Annotated in this window: 14 protein-coding genes; 8 read left to right on the top strand and 6 right to left on the bottom strand. The window is 72.8% G+C overall.

The genetic code is table 11. The features are described 5' to 3' along the window. Window positions 1-38 precede the first annotated feature (38 nt). Window positions 39-1427: a SpoIIE family protein phosphatase gene (locus D7318_RS01860; protein ID WP_120695021.1), complete on the top strand. Its 1389-nt coding sequence runs from the start codon at window positions 39-41 to the stop codon at window positions 1425-1427. Here D7318_RS01860 and D7318_RS01855 read toward each other — a convergent pair. After that, entirely contained in the window at window positions 1417-2925 is a 1509-nt protein-coding gene (locus tag D7318_RS01855) for a DNA-binding protein NsdB (protein WP_120695020.1), read from the bottom strand. The genes D7318_RS01860 and D7318_RS01855 overlap by 11 nt on opposite strands. Window positions 2926-3170: 245 nt before the next feature. Between D7318_RS01855 and D7318_RS01850 the strand changes: the two genes are divergently transcribed. Beyond that, a complete protein-coding gene (locus D7318_RS01850; protein WP_120695019.1) occupies window positions 3171-4280 on the top strand; it encodes a phosphotransferase in 1110 nt (369 codons plus the stop codon). A 25-nt stretch (window positions 4281-4305) separates the two neighbouring features. Here the strand turns inward: D7318_RS01850 and D7318_RS01845 are convergent, their stop codons facing one another. Together D7318_RS01845 and D7318_RS01840 are read right to left on the bottom strand one after the other, a co-directional pair. Continuing rightward, entirely contained in the window at window positions 4306-4803 is a 498-nt protein-coding gene (locus tag D7318_RS01845; RefSeq protein ID WP_120695018.1) for a hypothetical protein, read from the bottom strand. A 31-nt stretch (window positions 4804-4834) separates the two neighbouring features. Next, window positions 4835-6664, bottom strand: a complete 1830-nt coding sequence (locus D7318_RS01840) for a serine/threonine-protein kinase (RefSeq protein WP_120695017.1) — start codon at window positions 6662-6664, stop codon at window positions 4835-4837. Between the two features lie 153 nt (window positions 6665-6817). On the opposite strand from D7318_RS01840, the gene D7318_RS01835 reads away from it, so the two are divergent. Together D7318_RS01835 and D7318_RS01830 are read left to right on the top strand one after the other, a co-directional pair. Further along, window positions 6818-7822, top strand: coding sequence for a sugar kinase (locus D7318_RS01835; RefSeq protein ID WP_230423252.1), 1005 nt, complete (start codon window positions 6818-6820; stop codon window positions 7820-7822). Beyond that, window positions 7819-8490 (top strand): bifunctional 4-hydroxy-2-oxoglutarate aldolase/2-dehydro-3-deoxy-phosphogluconate aldolase, encoded by a 672-nt coding sequence (locus tag D7318_RS01830; RefSeq protein ID WP_120695016.1) that lies wholly within the window; start codon window positions 7819-7821, stop codon window positions 8488-8490. The genes D7318_RS01835 and D7318_RS01830 overlap by 4 nt, the downstream gene beginning before the upstream one ends. Window positions 8491-8564: 74 nt before the next feature. On the opposite strand, the gene D7318_RS01825 is transcribed toward D7318_RS01830, so the two are convergent. The 3 genes from D7318_RS01825 to D7318_RS01815 are packed head-to-tail and all read right to left on the bottom strand — an operon-like array spanning window position 8565 to window position 11691. Beyond that, on the bottom strand, window positions 8565-9455 hold the full coding sequence (locus D7318_RS01825; protein ID WP_120695015.1) for a carbohydrate ABC transporter permease: 891 nt from the start codon (window positions 9453-9455) through the stop codon (window positions 8565-8567). A gap of 14 nt (window positions 9456-9469) precedes the next feature. Next, window positions 9470-10429: a carbohydrate ABC transporter permease gene (locus tag D7318_RS01820; RefSeq protein ID WP_120695014.1), complete on the bottom strand. Its 960-nt coding sequence runs from the start codon at window positions 10427-10429 to the stop codon at window positions 9470-9472. Further along, window positions 10426-11691, bottom strand: a complete 1266-nt coding sequence (locus D7318_RS01815) for an ABC transporter substrate-binding protein (RefSeq protein ID WP_120695013.1) — start codon at window positions 11689-11691, stop codon at window positions 10426-10428. The genes D7318_RS01820 and D7318_RS01815 overlap by 4 nt, the downstream gene beginning before the upstream one ends. A 348-nt stretch (window positions 11692-12039) precedes the next feature. Between D7318_RS01815 and D7318_RS01810 the strand changes: the two genes are divergently transcribed. From D7318_RS01810 to D7318_RS01795, 4 genes are all read left to right on the top strand, one after another. Next, window positions 12040-13185, top strand: coding sequence for a glutathione-independent formaldehyde dehydrogenase (locus D7318_RS01810; RefSeq protein ID WP_120695012.1), 1146 nt, complete (start codon window positions 12040-12042; stop codon window positions 13183-13185). A gap of 146 nt (window positions 13186-13331) precedes the next feature. Then, window positions 13332-13631 (top strand): hypothetical protein, encoded by a 300-nt coding sequence (locus D7318_RS34720; protein WP_120695011.1) that lies wholly within the window; start codon window positions 13332-13334, stop codon window positions 13629-13631. A 212-nt stretch (window positions 13632-13843) separates the two neighbouring features. Continuing rightward, a complete protein-coding gene (scoE, locus tag D7318_RS01800; protein WP_268987325.1) occupies window positions 13844-14734 on the top strand; it encodes a (3R)-3-[(carboxymethyl)amino]fatty acid oxygenase/decarboxylase in 891 nt (296 codons plus the stop codon). Beyond that, window positions 14731-15297 carry an FcoT family thioesterase gene (locus D7318_RS01795; protein WP_120695009.1) on the top strand — a complete coding sequence of 189 codons (567 nt, stop codon included), beginning with the start codon at window positions 14731-14733 and terminating at the stop codon, window positions 15295-15297. Before scoE ends, D7318_RS01795 begins: the two co-directional genes overlap by 4 nt. Window positions 15298-15329: the final 32 nt, after the last annotated feature.

Here is a 15329-nt window from a genome sequence, read left to right as displayed (position 1 = left end):
CCTCTCGGGGCCCGACCGCGCCGTATCGGGGATCAGTCATGCTCTCGTCCCACAACCCGGATCACCCCGCGAACGACGTTCCCGCGGGGCCCACGCTCGACGACCTCATCGAGCGCGTCCACCACCTGCGCGACGACCTGGACGCCGTCCGGCTCGCCGAGGCGGCGGCCGGGACCGGGCACGGCATACGGCACGCCGTGTGGGCGATGGTCGCGCACCGCCTCGACGAGGCGACCGACCAGCTCGCCCGGCTGGCCGGGCCCGAGCCGCCGGGCAGGGCCAGCCTCGGCATGCGCGTCGGCAGCGCCGAGTGGAACCTCATGACCGACGGCGTCGCCTGGTCCGACGAGCTGTTCTCGATCTTCGGCAGGGACGTGGACGAGGGCCCGCTCACCCTTGACCAGCTGCCGTCGTGGCTGCCCGATGAGGACCAGCCCGCGCTCACCGCGGCCGTCACCGGGTGTCTGGTGGACGGGCGGCCCGTGGACTGCGAGTTCCGCGTGAGGCGGCCCGACGGGTCGCTGCGCACCGTGCGGATGGCGGGCGAGCCGGTGCTCGACGACCGGGGCGGAACGGTCGCCATGTGGGCGGTGATCCGCGATGTGAGCGAGCTGCGGGCCAGTGCCGTCGCCGCGGTGCGCGCCGGCGCGGCCGAGCGGCCGCGCGCCCCCGTGGGGGCGGCGCACGGCGTGGTGATCGACCTGGAGGAGTCGGCGCTCGCGCCCTGGCTGGGCTCGCCCGAGGCGGGGCGGGTGCGGGGGCGGCCCGGTTCGCTCGAGCTCGCCGCCCGTTTCCTGCCGGCGCGGCGGGGGACGCCGATGAGCGGCAAGTGGTACGACGCCCTCGAACTCCCGGACGGCGGCTGCGTGTTGAGCGTGGGCGACCTGTCGGGGCGCGGCCCGGCCGCCGTGGCGGGAACGGCCACCGCGCTGGGCGCGATCCGCGGCATCGCCCTGACGGGGGCGGGGCCGGGCGCGTTGCTCGCCCATCTCAACCAGCTGCTCGACGGCGGGGTGCACCCGGTGCTGGTGAGCGCCCTGTGCTGCCGCTGGGAGCCCATGGGCGGGCTGCTGACCTGGGCGCAGGCGGGCCATCCCGCGCCGCTGCTGTGCCGCGGGTCCACCGGGTGGGCCCTGCCCCGGCCCGCCGGGCCGCTGCTCGGCGCGGTCACCGACGCGGGCTACGCGGAACGGACCGACCTGCTCGAGCCGGGCGATGTGCTGGTGCTCCACACGGATGGCCTGTTTTCGGACATCCCGCCCGACGGCCGCACGGGCCATGGCGGGGAGCCCAGGCTGATCGGCCTGGCCCCCCGGCTCGCCGCGGCCACCAGCGCGGGCGAGTGCCTGCGCGTGGTGGTGGACGCGTGCGGCGAGACCGGGCGGACGGACGACGCGTGCGTCCTGGTGGCGCGCGTCAGATCCTGAGCCCCGCCAGCCCGGCGCCCCCCGCCAGGTGGGGAACGCCGATGGCGTCGCCCCCCGGCGCCCGTTCGGGCATCGCCTCGGCGATCTCCTCGCGGAGTCGGGCGATGCCGGGGTCCTGGACGTAGGAGCCGGTGAGCCGGTACATCTCGCGCAGCCGGTCCCATGTCCGGTGCGAGGAGTTCTCCCCTATGGCGACGAGCGCCAGCCTGGCGTAGCGGTCGGCCTGGTCGGGGTCGTCGCCCAGGAGGCACGCGGAGGCCAGGGTCAGCTGGTCGAAGATGCGCGAACGCCGCCGCTCACCGGCGCGCAGGTCGAGCGCGCGGCGGGCGTGCCGCTCGGCGGGCGCGGCGGCGGCGGGGTCGTGCTCGGCCAGCGTGCGGTAGGCCAGCGCCTCCATGCCGTGCAGGTCCGCCTCGTCGAACATCTGCATCCAGCTGGGCGGCGGCACGTCTCCCCGGTCGGAGACGAACAGGTCCTCGGCCTCACCCAGCGTCCGGCGCATGCCCTGACCCTGGCCCTTGGCCGCCTGGGCCCACGCCTCGATCGTGCACAGCATGGCCCGGGTGCGGGGCAGCGCCCCCTCGCCCATGCCGGAACGGGCCAGCTGCATCAGGTCGAGGGCGTCGTCGGGCCGCCCCAGGTGGACCATCTGACGGGCCGCGCGGGAGAGCGCCTCGCCCGCGCGGGGGCGGTCGCCGCCCTCGCGGGCCGCGTGCGCGGCGATCACGAAGTACTTCTGGGCGGTGGGCTCGAGGCCCACGTCGTGGGACATCCACCCGGCGAGCACCGCCAGGTTGGCGGCCACCCCCCACAGGCGGCGTTGCAGCGCGGGCGGGTGGCGGTAGGCGAGCATGCCGCCCACCTCGTTGAGCTGGCCGACCACCGCCTTGCGCTGGAGGCCGCCGCCCCTGGCGGCGTCCCACGCGCGGAAGACCTCCACGGAGTGTTCGAGCGCCTCGATCTCCTGGAGGCCGACGGGCGCGGCCTCGTAGCGGTCGAGGCCCACGGGGTCGCCGAGGGCCGAGGCGCCGTCGGGCCCGGCGTCCCCGGCCGGTGAGGCCAGGAGCCAGTCGTGCATGGCGTCGCTGAGTGCGGATCCCGCGGCGAGCGCGGCGCCCGCGCCCACCATGCCGCGTCGGTTGAGCATGAGGTCCATTCCCGTGAATTCGGTGAGGACCGCGGCGGTTCTGCGGGGTGCCCACGGCAGTCCGTCGAGGGACGGCCGCTTGCCCGCGTCGCCTGGCCGGCGCAACCCCAGGTCCTCGGTGGTCACGACACGGCCGAGTCGCTCGGTGAACAGCGTCGCCAACACCTCGGGCACCGGATCGCGCGGGGTCTCCCCCATGTCGATCCACCGCCGCACCCGCGAGGTGTCCGTGGCCAGCTGGGGGTGGCCCTGGGCGGCCGCCTGGCGGTTCACCAGCCGGGCCAGCTCGCCCTTGGACCACCCCGCGAGCCCGAACAGGTCCGCGAGGCGGGTGTTGGGTCGTCTGCTCACGTCAAGCCCCCAGGATCTCGGCTGAGTTGACACTAACCGCAGGAAACGGGGCCCATGACGATTCGCCAGGGTCCGCCATGTCTCGCCACATGGTGTGCCACCCGTGGGAGGGAGTGGTGTGGAGTGTGCGCTCCCCCGGACCGGGGCCGGACGGCACTTCCCCAGGGTGCCGATGACCCCTCCGGGCCGGGGAGCGCGACAGACCTTCCGGCATCCTCCGGCAGACGAAGGGACCATGCCCGCCCATGTATTCAGCACCCCTCCCCGTCATCCCCCGGCAGCGTCCGCGACTGGGGCGCCCGCCGGGCGCGGGACACGACGAGCCCGCCCGCGGGGGCGTGCGGACACCGCGGGGCGCGGGCCGCCTCGACTTCTCCGGCGAACGGGGGGAACGGCTGCGCGCCGCGCTGGCGTCCGTGCACGACCTCTGCCCCGAGTTCAGCCCGGTGCGGCTGCTGGCCGACGGCACGGGGCGCGTGGTCGTCGCGGGGACGGCGGGGCGCCGCGCGGTGGTGGCCACCTGTGTGGCGGGCCCGCCCGACGCGGCCGGGACGGCGGCCGAGGGCCTGCGCAGGGACATCGCGGCGCACCGCCTCTTCGTGCGGCACCGGCCGCCGGTGCGGGTGCCCAGGCTGATCGCCGACGACCCGTACGGCTGCGTGCTGGTCACGGAGTTCGTGGCGGGGCGCCAGGGCGCCGCCGCGCGCCACCCGGCGGCGGGCACGTCCACGACGGACCTGCGGATGGCGTTCAACGCGGTGTGCCGGGTGAACGCCTGGCGGCCCCCGCGGGGCGCGTTCCCCGACGTCGTCAACTACCCGGCGCGGGTGGCGCGTTACCACGCCATGGGGCTGCTGACCGACCGCGACGCCGGGGACCTCGGCGCGCTCTTACGCGCCCTGACCCCGCGCGGGCGCGGCGGGCCGCCCCGGCAGTTCTGCCACGGCGGCGAGCTGCCCGACGACGTGCTGCTCTCCCCCGCGGGCCCGGTGCTCGTCGGCTGGGACGCGGCGGGCTGGTACCTGCCGGGCTACGACCTGGCGCGGCTGTGGACGGCGCTGCCGCACGCGCCCGGCCTCAGGCGGCTGATCAGCCAGACCGCGCAGGGGGCTGGGCCGCTCGGCGCCGACGCGTTCCTGGTGAACCTCATGCTCGTGCTCACCCGCGACATCCGCCGCTGCGAGGAGGCGGTGCAGCGCGCCATGCGCCACCCGGGGCCGGCGGCGCCCGCCGAGCAGGAGCGCGCCCCCGGCGGGGTGTCCTTCGGCGAACGGCGCCGACAGCTGCTGCGGCGGCTCTACGACGACTGGGCGGTGGCGCGCAAGGCGGTGCGGGCCGCGGTGGGGGCGCGTTAGGACGCGCGGGAGAACGGGGCCGCGATCAGCGCTGGAACATCTCCGCGGGCAGGGGCTTGAGCAGCTGGTACAGCTCGTCGGTGATCGGGCGGTCCCAGCTGGCGATGGTGACGAGCACGCCGTCGCTGCGGTCGAACTGGACGCACGAGATCCTGCCCTCCGAGCAGCTGACGCGGCGCACGATCAGCAGGCTGCCCTCGTGCATCACCGGCACCTCCTCGACGCCCGTCGCCGTCACCTCCTCGTCCATCTCCAGGGCCAGCAGCAACTGGTGGACCTCGAACGGCACATCGTCGTCGGCCACCTCGCGCGCCGGGGAGCCCTCGGGGAGGTTCCCGATGACCATGGCGGGGCCGCGCCCGCCGAACAGGTCGTAGCGCAGCACAACGCCCTGGCAGCTCCCGTCGGGCGCGGGCAGCAGCCCGGCGCCGAGCACTCCGGGCCAGTCGCCCGGGTCCATGGCCAGCACGTCGAAGTCGGGCCCGGCGGGTGAAGAGGCGTTGCGGCGGCGGAGAAACGACATGCGGCCATGGTACGTGGGCGTACCCGGCCGCTCAGCGGTCGGCGGCGCCCCGGTCCTCGGGGGCCGCCACCTGCCGGTACAGCTCGACGGCCTCCCCCGCGCGGCCGAGCTGTTCGAGGCAGTGGGCCTCGTCGTTGCGGCTGGTGAGAGCGTCGGGATGGCCGGGCCCCAGCACGCGCTCCCTGGCCTGCCGCACCTCGCGGTACTCCTCGAGGGCCGCCTCCCAGCGGCCCAACCAGCCGAGCGCCACGGCGATCTCACGCCTGCTCACCAGGGTGTCGGGGTGGTCGTCGCCCAGCACGAGGCCGCGCACGGCCCACACCTCGCGCGCCTCGTCGAGGGCCTCGTCCCAGCGCCCGAGCCTGCCCAGGCTGATACCGCGGCCGTGCCGGGCGCGGAGCGTCTCGGGGTGGCTCGCGCCCTGGGCGCGGGAGCGGGCGGCGACCAGGTCGGTGTAGAGGGTGAGCGCCTCGGCGGGGCGGCCGAGCCTGCCCAGGGCGATGCCCGTCTCGTACCGGGCGCCGAGCGTGGCCGGGTGGTCGGGGCCGAGGACGCGGGCGCACGCGTCGGCGACGTGCCGGTGGCCGTCGAGCGCCTCGCGCCAGCGGCCGAGGCGGCCGAGCGCGTAGGCCGTCTCGTAGCGGCTCTCGAGGGTGTCGGGGTGGTCGCCGCCCAGGGCGCGCTCCCGCTCGGCGGCGACGGCGCGGTGCACGTCGCACGCCTCCTCCCAGCGGCCGAGGCGGCCGAGGCTGAGCCCCGCGCGGTGGCGGCTGGTCAGCACGGCCAGGTACTCGGGGGCGGGGCCGCGCCGCTCGGCGGGCGGCGCCTCGACGACGGTGGCGGGCGGCAGCCCGGTCCACTGCCCCGTGAGCCCCGCGGTCCTGTCGGGGGGCGGCAGCCGCAGGGACCAGGAGCCGCTGGCGCGCGACCCCGGGCGCATGCCACGGGTCCACTCGGGCAGCCGCTCCGTGGGCCGGGGCGCGGGGACGCGCAGCGCCGCGGCGGTGTGCTGCCAGGGCGCGACGACCAGGTCACGGGCGAGCGCTGCGGGGTCGTCGGGCCGCTCGCCCGGGTCCTTGGCGAGCAGCGCGAGGATGAACGCGTCGAGCTGCGGCGGCAGCTCGGGGCGGCGGAGACGGGGCGGCTCGGGCGGGGTGTCGCGGTGCCCGAGGAGGATGGCCCAGGGGTCGCCGAGGTCGAACGGGGGCGCTCCCGTGGCGATCTCGTAGAGCACGCAGCCGAGCGAGTACAGGTCGCTGCGGTGGTCGACGGTGAGCCCGGCGATCTGCTCGGGCGACATGTAGTGCGGGGTGCCCATGGCCATCCCCGCGCTGGTGAGCTTGGCGCTGAGGCCGATGTCCTGGGCGAGCCTGGCGATGCCGAAGTCGAGGATCTTGACGGTGCCGTCGGGCAGGCGCATGACGTTGGCGGGCTTGAGGTCGCGGTGCACGACGCCCTGGGCGTGCGTGTACGCGAGCGCCGCGGCGACCTGGTGCGCGATGTCGGCGACCTCGCCGACGGGCAGCGCCTCGGGGCGGCGGGCGCTCAGCAGCTCGCTGAGGTTCCGGCCGTCGAGCAGCTCCATCACCAGGTAGAGCACGCCGTCGGACTCCCCGAAGTCGTGCACCACGGTGATGCCGCGGTGCTGGAGCCCGGCGGCCACCCTGGCCTCGCGCCTGAACCGCTCGCGCAGCACCCGCAGGAACTGCTCGTCCTGCCGCGTGCCCAGCGGCTTGAGGCACTTGACCGCGACGCGCCGGTCGAGCGCCTCGTCGCGAGCACGCCACACCTCGCCCATGCCACCGCGCCCGATGAGCTCGAGCAGCTGGTAACGACCATGGATCAGCGAGCGTTCCACCATCGCCCGTCTCTCGCCCCCGTAATCCGACAGCCGGCGCCCCACCCTCCCCAGTATGGCTTCCGGCCGCGGACGTTCCTATGCCAACGTGTGGGAAACATACCTTTCCAGACCCCGGCGCCCCAGGGAAGAGGGCCCGGTGACTACGATGCCCCCGTGGTGGCGATATCCCCGGATCCGATCGACGCCGTCTGCCTCGGCGAGACGATGGTGCAGCTGACGCCCGTCCCCGGTGGGCGGCTCGACGGCGGCTCACCCTTGGACATGCGCCCTGGCGGCGCGGAGTCGAACGTCGCGATGGGCCTGGCGCGCCTGGGCCACCGGGCGTCCTGGTGCGGCCGGGTGGGCACGGATCCGCTGGGTGAGCTGCTGCTCTCCGAGCTGACGGGCGCGGGCGTGGACACGTCGCTGGTGGCGCGCGATCCCGAGCGGCCGACCGGGGTGTACTTCAAGGACCCGGCGCCAGGGGGGAGTTCGGTCTACTACTACCGGGCGGGCTCGGCAGCCTCGGGGATGGACACGGACACCGGCGATGCCGCCCTGGCGGCCGGGCCCCGGCTGATCCATCTCAGCGGCATCACCCCGGCGCTGTCCGACAGCTGCCGCGCGCTGGTGGAGGGGCTGTTGGGGGAACGGCCCCCCGGCGGGCCGCTGGTGAGCTTCGACGTCAACCACAGGCCCACACTGTGGCGCCGCGACGCCGCTCCCGAGCTGCTGCGGCTCGCGAGGGCGGCTGACGTCGTCTTCGTCGGGCTCGACGAGGCGCAGCAGCTGTGGGGCGTGGCCGACGCGGCGGGGGTGCGCGAGCTGATCGGCGCGCCGGCGTGCCTGGTGGTGAAGGACGGCGCGACCGAGGCGGTGTGCTTCGACGGTGACGCGGTGGTGGCCGAGCCCACGCCGCCCGTCGAGGTGGTGGAACCGGTGGGCGCGGGGGACGCGTTCGCCTCGGGGTGGCTCAGCGGGCTGCTGCGCGGGCTCGACCACGGGGCGCGGCTGCGGCTCGGGCATCTGATCGCGGGGACGGCGCTGCGCAGCACCGGCGACCACGGCCCGCTGCCTGACGTGGACACGATCTGCGAGCGGACAGGGATTCCGCGGGCGCGCTGGGCGGAGGGCTCGCGCCCCCGGCTGGCCCCGCACACGACCGGAGGACGGGCATGACCGACTACTTCGAGAAGGCGTTCGCCGCGGGGCCCGTGATGGGGATCTTCCGCGGCTACGACCCCGAGCGCACCGTGGCCGCGTGCCACCGGGCGTGGGACCTGGGCATCGACCTGGTGGAGGTGCCGGTGCACGTCCCTTCGGCGCTGCCCTCGCTGCGGGCGGCGATCGCGGCGGGGCGCGAGCGCGGCAGGTCGGTCGGGGCCGGAACGGTCACCACGGTCGAGCAGGTCGAGGAAGTGGCGCGGGAGGGCGCGGCGTTCACGGTGGCGCCAGGGCTGCTGCCCGAGGTGGTCGAGGCGTGCGCCGAGCGCGACCTGCCGCACCTGCCCGGGGTGGCCACGGCCACGGAGGTGTCGCGGGCGCGGGCGCTCGGGCTGACCTGGCTGAAGGCGTTCCCCGCGGCCCAGTTGGGGCCGGGGTGGATCACGGCGCAGCTCGGACCGTTCCCGTGGGCGCGCTTCGTGGCCACCGGCGGCCTTGACGCGCACAACGCCCCGGCGTTCCTGGCCGCGGGCTGCCACGGCTTCGCGGTGGGCTCCGCCCTCGACGACCCGGAACAACTCCCGCTGCTCGCACAGCTCATGCCGGGCGGCCACGGGCGGAGCCCCTCCCGCTCCCCGTCGGCCGACCGACCGACTTCACGAAGTGCGGGTCAGAGACAGTAGTTTGTGACCCGCACCACGGGCGACGACACGCGCCAGCGGACCCGCCGTGGCCGTCGCGCGGGCCAGCGCAGCGTTCACCCCTTGCCGCCCGTCGTCGCGATGCCCTGGACGAAGAAGCGTTGGGCCACCAGGAACAACAGCAGGACCGGGACGACGCTCACGGTCGTGGCCGCCATCAGGTTGCCGTAGTCGGTGGCGTAGAGGCCCTGGAAGAAGCGGATGCCGACGGGCAGCGTGAACTTCGACGAGTCCGTGAGGAAGATCAGCGGGCCGAAGAAGTCGTTCCACGACGCCACGAACTGGAAGAGCGCCACGGTGATCAGCGCGGGCTTGGCCAGCGGCAGCGCGATCGTGGCGTACTGGCGCAGCCGCCCCGCGCCGTCGATCCTGGCGGCCTCGAAGATCTCGCGGGGGATGCCGAGGAAGAACTGCCGCAGCAGGAAGATGTAGAACGCGCCGCCCACGCCAAGGAAGTGCGGGACGGTGAGCGGCAGATAGGTGTCGAGCCAGCCGAGCCACTGGTAGATGCTGTAGGACGGGATGAGCAGGATGAACGGCGGCAGCATCATCGTGGCGAGCACCAGACCGAACATCACGCGGCTGCCGCGGGCGCGCAGATAGGCGAAGGCGAACGCCGCGAGCGAGGCGCACAGCACCGTGCCGACCGTGGAGACGACCGCGACCAGCAGGGAGTTGCCGAGGTAGCGCCACAGCGAGACGTCGTCGGCCGCCTGCGTGAAGTTGTCGGCGTTCAGCCGCTCGGGGAGGAACGTCGGCGGATAGTGGGTGATCTCGCTCGGCGCCTTGAACGCCCCGGTGAGCATCCAGGCGAACGGCAGGGCGAAGAAGAACGCCGCGATCACGAGCGGGACATAGAGCGGGACCAGGGCGACCCGGCCGCGGGTGAGGGTGAGGCGCAGGGGCGCGGCGCCGCGCGGCCCGCGCTCGGGGGCGGTGGAGGTCATGGGCGCGGCTCTCCTCAGGATCCCAGGTAGTGGACGCGTCGCCTGGCGAAGCGCAGCACCAGGAAGGTCAGGACGACGATGACCAGGAACTGGACCCAGGCGAGCGCCGAGGCGTAGCCGACGTTGGAGTACCAGAACGCCTCGTTGAACAGGTACATCCCGAAGACGTAGGTCGAGCGCTCGGGGCCGCCCTGGGTCATCACGAACGGCTCGGCGAAGACCTGGAGCGAGGCGATCAGGCCCATCAGGACGTTGAAGAGGATGACCGGCGAGATCATCGGCACGGTCACCGCCCTGAAGCGGTGCCACCAGCCCGCGCCGTCCACCACGGCGGCCTCGCGCAGCTCGAGCGGGACGCCCTGGAGGCCAGCCAGAAAGATGATCATGGTGCCGCCGGTGGCGGTGAGGCTCATCAGGATCAGCGCGGGCATGGCCCATGTGGTGTCGCCGAGCCAGGCCGGGCCCTCGATGCCCACCTGGCTCAACAGGTAGTTGAGGATGCCGAGATCGGGGTCGAACATCCACGCCCAGACCACGAACATCGGAACGCCCGTGACGATCGTGGGGAGGAAGAAGACGGTCCTGAAGAAGGTCCGCCCCGGCAGCCGGGTGTTGAGGATGACGGCGAGCGCCAGGGCCAGCGCGACGCCCAGGGCCACGCGGGCACCGGCGTAGAAGAAAGTGCGGCCGAACGAAGGCCAGAAGTCCGGATCCGAGCCGAACATGACGCGGAAGTTGTCGAATCCGATCCACTCCGGGCTGTTGACGCCGTCCCACCGCGTGAACCCGGCGTACAGCGAGAACAGCATCGGGCCCAGGGTGAGCCCCACCAGGCCGACCAGCCAGGGCGTGAGGAAGAGGTAGAACGCGAACGCCTCGGAGCGGCGCAGCCGTTGCCACCGGGTGGGCGCGGAGGCGGGCGCGGGGGTGCGGGGCGCGGCGCCCGGCGCGCGGGTCGTGGTGGGGGCGGTCATGCGCGCAGCAGCTCCGTTCCGCGCGCCTGCACGCGGCGCAGCGCCTCGTCGACCGGGTCGTTCTCGTTCTCGACGGCCTGCACGGCGACGCCGAGCATGTCCCAGATCTTGTTGAAGACCCCTCCCTGGTAGGCGACGATCTGCCCGGCCATCCGGTCGATCATGGGTTCCCACGGGTAGTCGCGGGCCGGGCCCTCGAGCGAGCGGGACCACGCGGCCGCGGCGCCGCGCAGCGCCGGGGTGCCGTTGCCGCCGAGGATCGCCTGCGCCTCGGGGTCGGTCGACAGGAACTTCGCGAAGTCCCACGCCTCCTCCTTGCGTGACGAGCCCGCGAAGACGGCGGCGTTGTTGTTCTGGTAGGTGCCCGACCACGCGTCGGGGTACGGGGCCACGCCCCACTCGAAGTTGGTGCCGATCTGCTCGGTCCAGGGCAGGAGCGAGTAGCCCGCGAAGAGGCCGAGGCCGAAGCGCCCGCTGGTGAAGTTGAGTACCTCCTGCTCCTGGCCCGAGCCCGCGTCGGGCATCGCGCCATGCGCGTGGATCAGGTCGGACATCAGCTGGAGCGAGCGCGTGACCTCGGGCGACGTGGCGGTCATGCGCCGGGCGACCGGGTCGAACGGCAGCCCGCCGTAGACGGTGGGCACGTCATAGGGCTGCGCGGTGCCGAAGCCGTTGTGCAGCCCGTACACGCGTCCCCCCGCGGCCTCGTGGCCGAGGGCGGCGGCCGTCTCGAGGAACGCGTCCTCGGTCCAGCTCTCGCCGGGCGGTGGGACGCCGCGCTCGCGCATCAGCGTGAGGTTGTAGGCGATGCCCTTGGGATAGACCAGGCACGGCAGGCACAGCGTCTCGCCGCCGATCCGCGCGGGGGTCAGCGCGCCCGGCACCCAGGTGTCCTCGCCGAGCCCGTCGCGCTCCAGGTAGGGGGTGAGGTCGGCCCAGCCGCCGAGCTGGCTGAGCCCGGAGATCCAGCTCTCCGCGGCCACGATGACGTCGGGCGCCGTGCCCGCGCGGAACATCAGCGGCAGCCGCTGGAAGAAGCCGAGCGAGTCGGCGTAGGTGTAGCGGATCGTCACGCCGGGGTTACGGCGCCGGTACAGGTCGCCCACCCGCTGGTAGAGGCCGAGGGCGTGGGTGTCGCCGTGGAACCCGAACACGAGCCCGTCGCCCGTCCCCCGCGTGAACCCGCACCCCGCGGCGGCGAGTGCGGCCGCCCCGGCCGCCGCGCCGCCCAGCAGTCGCCGACGGCTCGGCGAACGCGTCATTGCGCCCAGAGCGGCCACACCACCTCTCTCGGTCAGATCGGCGCCGGGCCAGCCGGGCGCCGCTGATTGAGGTCCGAGAGTAGGAGTCCCCCCGGGGGCCGCCAATGGTCACGCCTGAGCAGTGGTGGTCGATTTTCACCATGAGACGGCTGGGTGGCTTTGCCCTCATGGGCGGGGCGTGCACGAGTGGCGGCGGAACGTGATCGGCTCGTGGTCGATCCGCACCGCGCGCCACCCGTCTGCTGTCGCGACTTCCGCTCTCCCTCCCTAAGGTGGTGAGGAGGCGGTCAAAACGCCGCAAAGGGCGCAGGCCGCAAGGGACATCCCACGCCACCCCGGGAGGCAGCTGTGAAGGCGGTCGTATACCAAGAGCCCTACTCCGTCACGGTCGAGGAAGTGGACGACGCGCGCATCCTGGACCCGACCGACGTCGTCATACGGGTCACCACCTCCGCCATCTGCGGCTCGGACCTGCACATGTACGAGGGCCGCACGGGCGCCGAGCCCGGCCTGATCTTCGGCCACGAGAACATGGGCGTCGTCGAGGACGTCGGCTCGGGCGTCGCGACGATCAAGAAGGGCGACCGGGTGGTCCTGCCGTTCAACGTGGCCTGCGGCTTCTGCAAGAACTGCCTGGCGAACAGGACGGGCTTCTGCCTCACCGTGAACCAGGGCTTCGCGGGCGGCGCCTACGGCTATGTGTCGATGGGCCCCTACCGCGGCGGCCAGGCCGAGTACCTGCGGGTGCCGTTCGCCGACTTCAACTGCCTCAAGCTGCCGCCGGGCGACGTCCACGAGGACGACTTCGCCCTCCTCGCCGACATATTCCCCACCGGCTACCACGCCACCCAGCTCGCCGGGGTCAGCCCAGGCGACACCGTGTGCGTCTTCGGCGCGGGGCCCGTCGGCCTGATGGCGGGCTACTCCGCCCTGATCCGCGGCGCGTCCAAGGTGTTCGTGGTGGACCGCCAGCCGGACCGGCTGCGCCTGGCCGAGCAGATCGGCACCATCCCGATCGACTACACCAAGGGTGACGCGGCCGAGCAGATCATGGAGCAGACAGGCGGCGACGGCACCGACCGCGGCATCGACGCGGTCGGGTACCAGGCGACCGTGCCCGAGGGCCACGAGCAGCCGGCGATGATCCTCAACACCCTGGTCAACGCCGTCCGCGCGACCGGCACGATCGGCGTCGTCGGCCTGTATGTCCCCGCCGACCCCGGCGGCCCGAGCGAGAGCGCCAAGCACGGCGAGCTGCTCTTCCGCATGGGCAAGTTCTTCGAGAAGGGCCAGCGGATGGCCACGGGGCAGGCCAACGTCAAGTCCTACAACCGCCAGCTGCGCGACCTCATCATCGCGGGCCGCGCCACCCCGTCGTTCGTCGTCTCGCACCGGCTGCCGCTCGAGCAGGCGCCCGAGGCGTACGACCAGTTCGACAAGCGCGCCGAGGGCTGGACGAAGGTCCTGCTCAAGCCCGCGATGGCCAACGCGTAGGCGTCGGCGGGGCGCCGGGCCGCGGATCCGGGCCGCCGATCATCTCACCTGACGCACGGTCATACGATGGACGCGGATCGTAACTTCTGAGATGCCCACGTGATTAGCACACGGTAATGCACGGTGCGGATCCCGAGAGGTGCGGCATGAACAAGTGGGTACGGTGGCCGGTCCTGGCGGTGGCGACGGCGGGGGCGGCGGCACTCGGGGCCGGGGCGGCCACCGCGGACGAGCACTACAACGGCGAGACACACGTCGGCTCGCGCTTCGCGCTCGTCGGCACAGGCCAGATCGACGACCCGTTCGAGGACGTGCTGGAGCACGCCGCCATCCTGGGCTCCACCTCGACCGTCGACAGCGAGACCGCGGCCCCCGAGGCGGCGGAAGAGCCCGAGGCCGAGGCCGCCGAGAGCGGCGGGACCGCGGGGGGCAGCGCCGAGCCCTGATCGGCGCCATCGCGCGACGCCGCGGGAGCACCCTCGTGGGGAGGGTGCTCCCGCGGCGTTTTTCCATGGCGCGAACTCGCGCCTTTCCCTTCACCGTTCTTAAGCGGCCCTAAAGCGCGCAACCGCGTCTCTATGGGTTCACGAGGGGCCGAGGTAGCGTGACCGGAGTTCAGGTCCCCTCTCATCGGACCCCTCTCATCGGACGGTGAACAATGATCACCACTTCCCATGACGGCGCGAGAATGGGCATTGACGTCGATCAATTCGATGCGCTCAACGATCCGGCCGACGACCTGGCGGCACTCAAACAACTGGTCTACCGCCACCGCATCGTGGTGCTGAGAAACCAGCGTCTCTCCCCCGCCGAGTTCGTGGAATTCGGCCACAGGCTCGGCGAGGTCGAGACGTACTACCAGCCGATGTACCACCACCCGGAACACAAGGAGATCTTTGTCTCCTCGAATGTGAAGAAGGACGGCGAGCAGGTCGGGGTCCCGCAGACGGGGAAGTTCTGGCACCACGACTACTCGTTCATGCCGCGCCCCTTCGGGCTGACCCTGATATATCCGCAGGTGGTACCGGCGAAGAACCGGGGCACGTTCTTCATCGACATGGCGAAGGCGTACGCCGAGCTGCCGCGGAAGCTCAAGGACGAGATCGCGGGCACCCGTTCGTTCAACAGCGTCAGGCGCTTCTTCAAGATCAGGCCGACCGATGTCTACCGGCCGATCTCCGAGGTCATGGCGGAGATCGAGCGCGAGACCCCGGCCATCGCGCACCCCACCGTCTTCACCCACCCGGTGACAGGCGAGCCCCTTCTGTACATCAGCGAGGCCCTCACCTACCGCATCGAGAACGCCGACGGAACGCCCGCGCGCGACGGGCTCGTCGAGGACCTCTTCGAGGCGGTCGGCCAGGCGGACAGGACGTTCGAGCACGAGAACATCCACCTCCAGACATTCGACAAGGGCGACCTCCTCATCTGGGACAACCGCAGCCTCGTGCATCGGGCGCTGCACACCACCACCTATGAACCCACCGTCTCGCACCGGGTCACCGTGCACGACGAGTACGAGTTCTATCCAGGAATCAACGCGTCGTGAGGGCGGAGCCGCGACCTGATGACGAGAACGCCGCCGCGTTCCCGCACGACAAAGTCCTGCTCGACCAGGTGCTCGAGGTGTACAAGCCGCACTGCCGCTATCTGGAGACGACCTCGGTCACCGTCACGGGAGATCCGGGGGAAGGAGAGGGCCGCATCAGCCTCCGCGGCGCCTTCCGCATCGGCGAATCCTGCTACATCGACGACACGGGGCACTTCAATTCCGTCGAGTTCAACATCTGCTTCAACCAGATGATCTATTTCATCATGGCCAAGTCCCTGAAGGAGCGGGTCCTTCGGGTCTTCGACCAGTGGTCCATGGACGACTACTGGACGCGGCAGCTGCCCGACATGTTCATCGTCGACTTCCAGAGCTCCTTCCGCCAGGCCATGCGCGGGCGCCGCTTCTGGGGAGAGCTCGACATCGTCCGCGCCACCCGGCGGGACGGCGGCAACGGCCCCCTGATCATCCTCAGCACGCTGTGCCGCTTCGGCGAGGGCGAGAAGGCCGCCTGCCACGGCACGGTGCGCCTCGCCCTCAGGAACCCCGAGGCCACCGGCTGAGCGCGCCACCCGCACACCCGTCGCACCGTCTT

Origin of the sequence: Streptomyces radicis, from assembly GCF_003626575.1 — a bacterium.
GTDB classification, from domain to species: Bacteria; Actinomycetota; Actinomycetes; order Streptomycetales; family Streptomycetaceae; genus Streptomyces; species Streptomyces radicis.
This window is presented reverse-complemented; position numbering and strand designations above follow the sequence as displayed.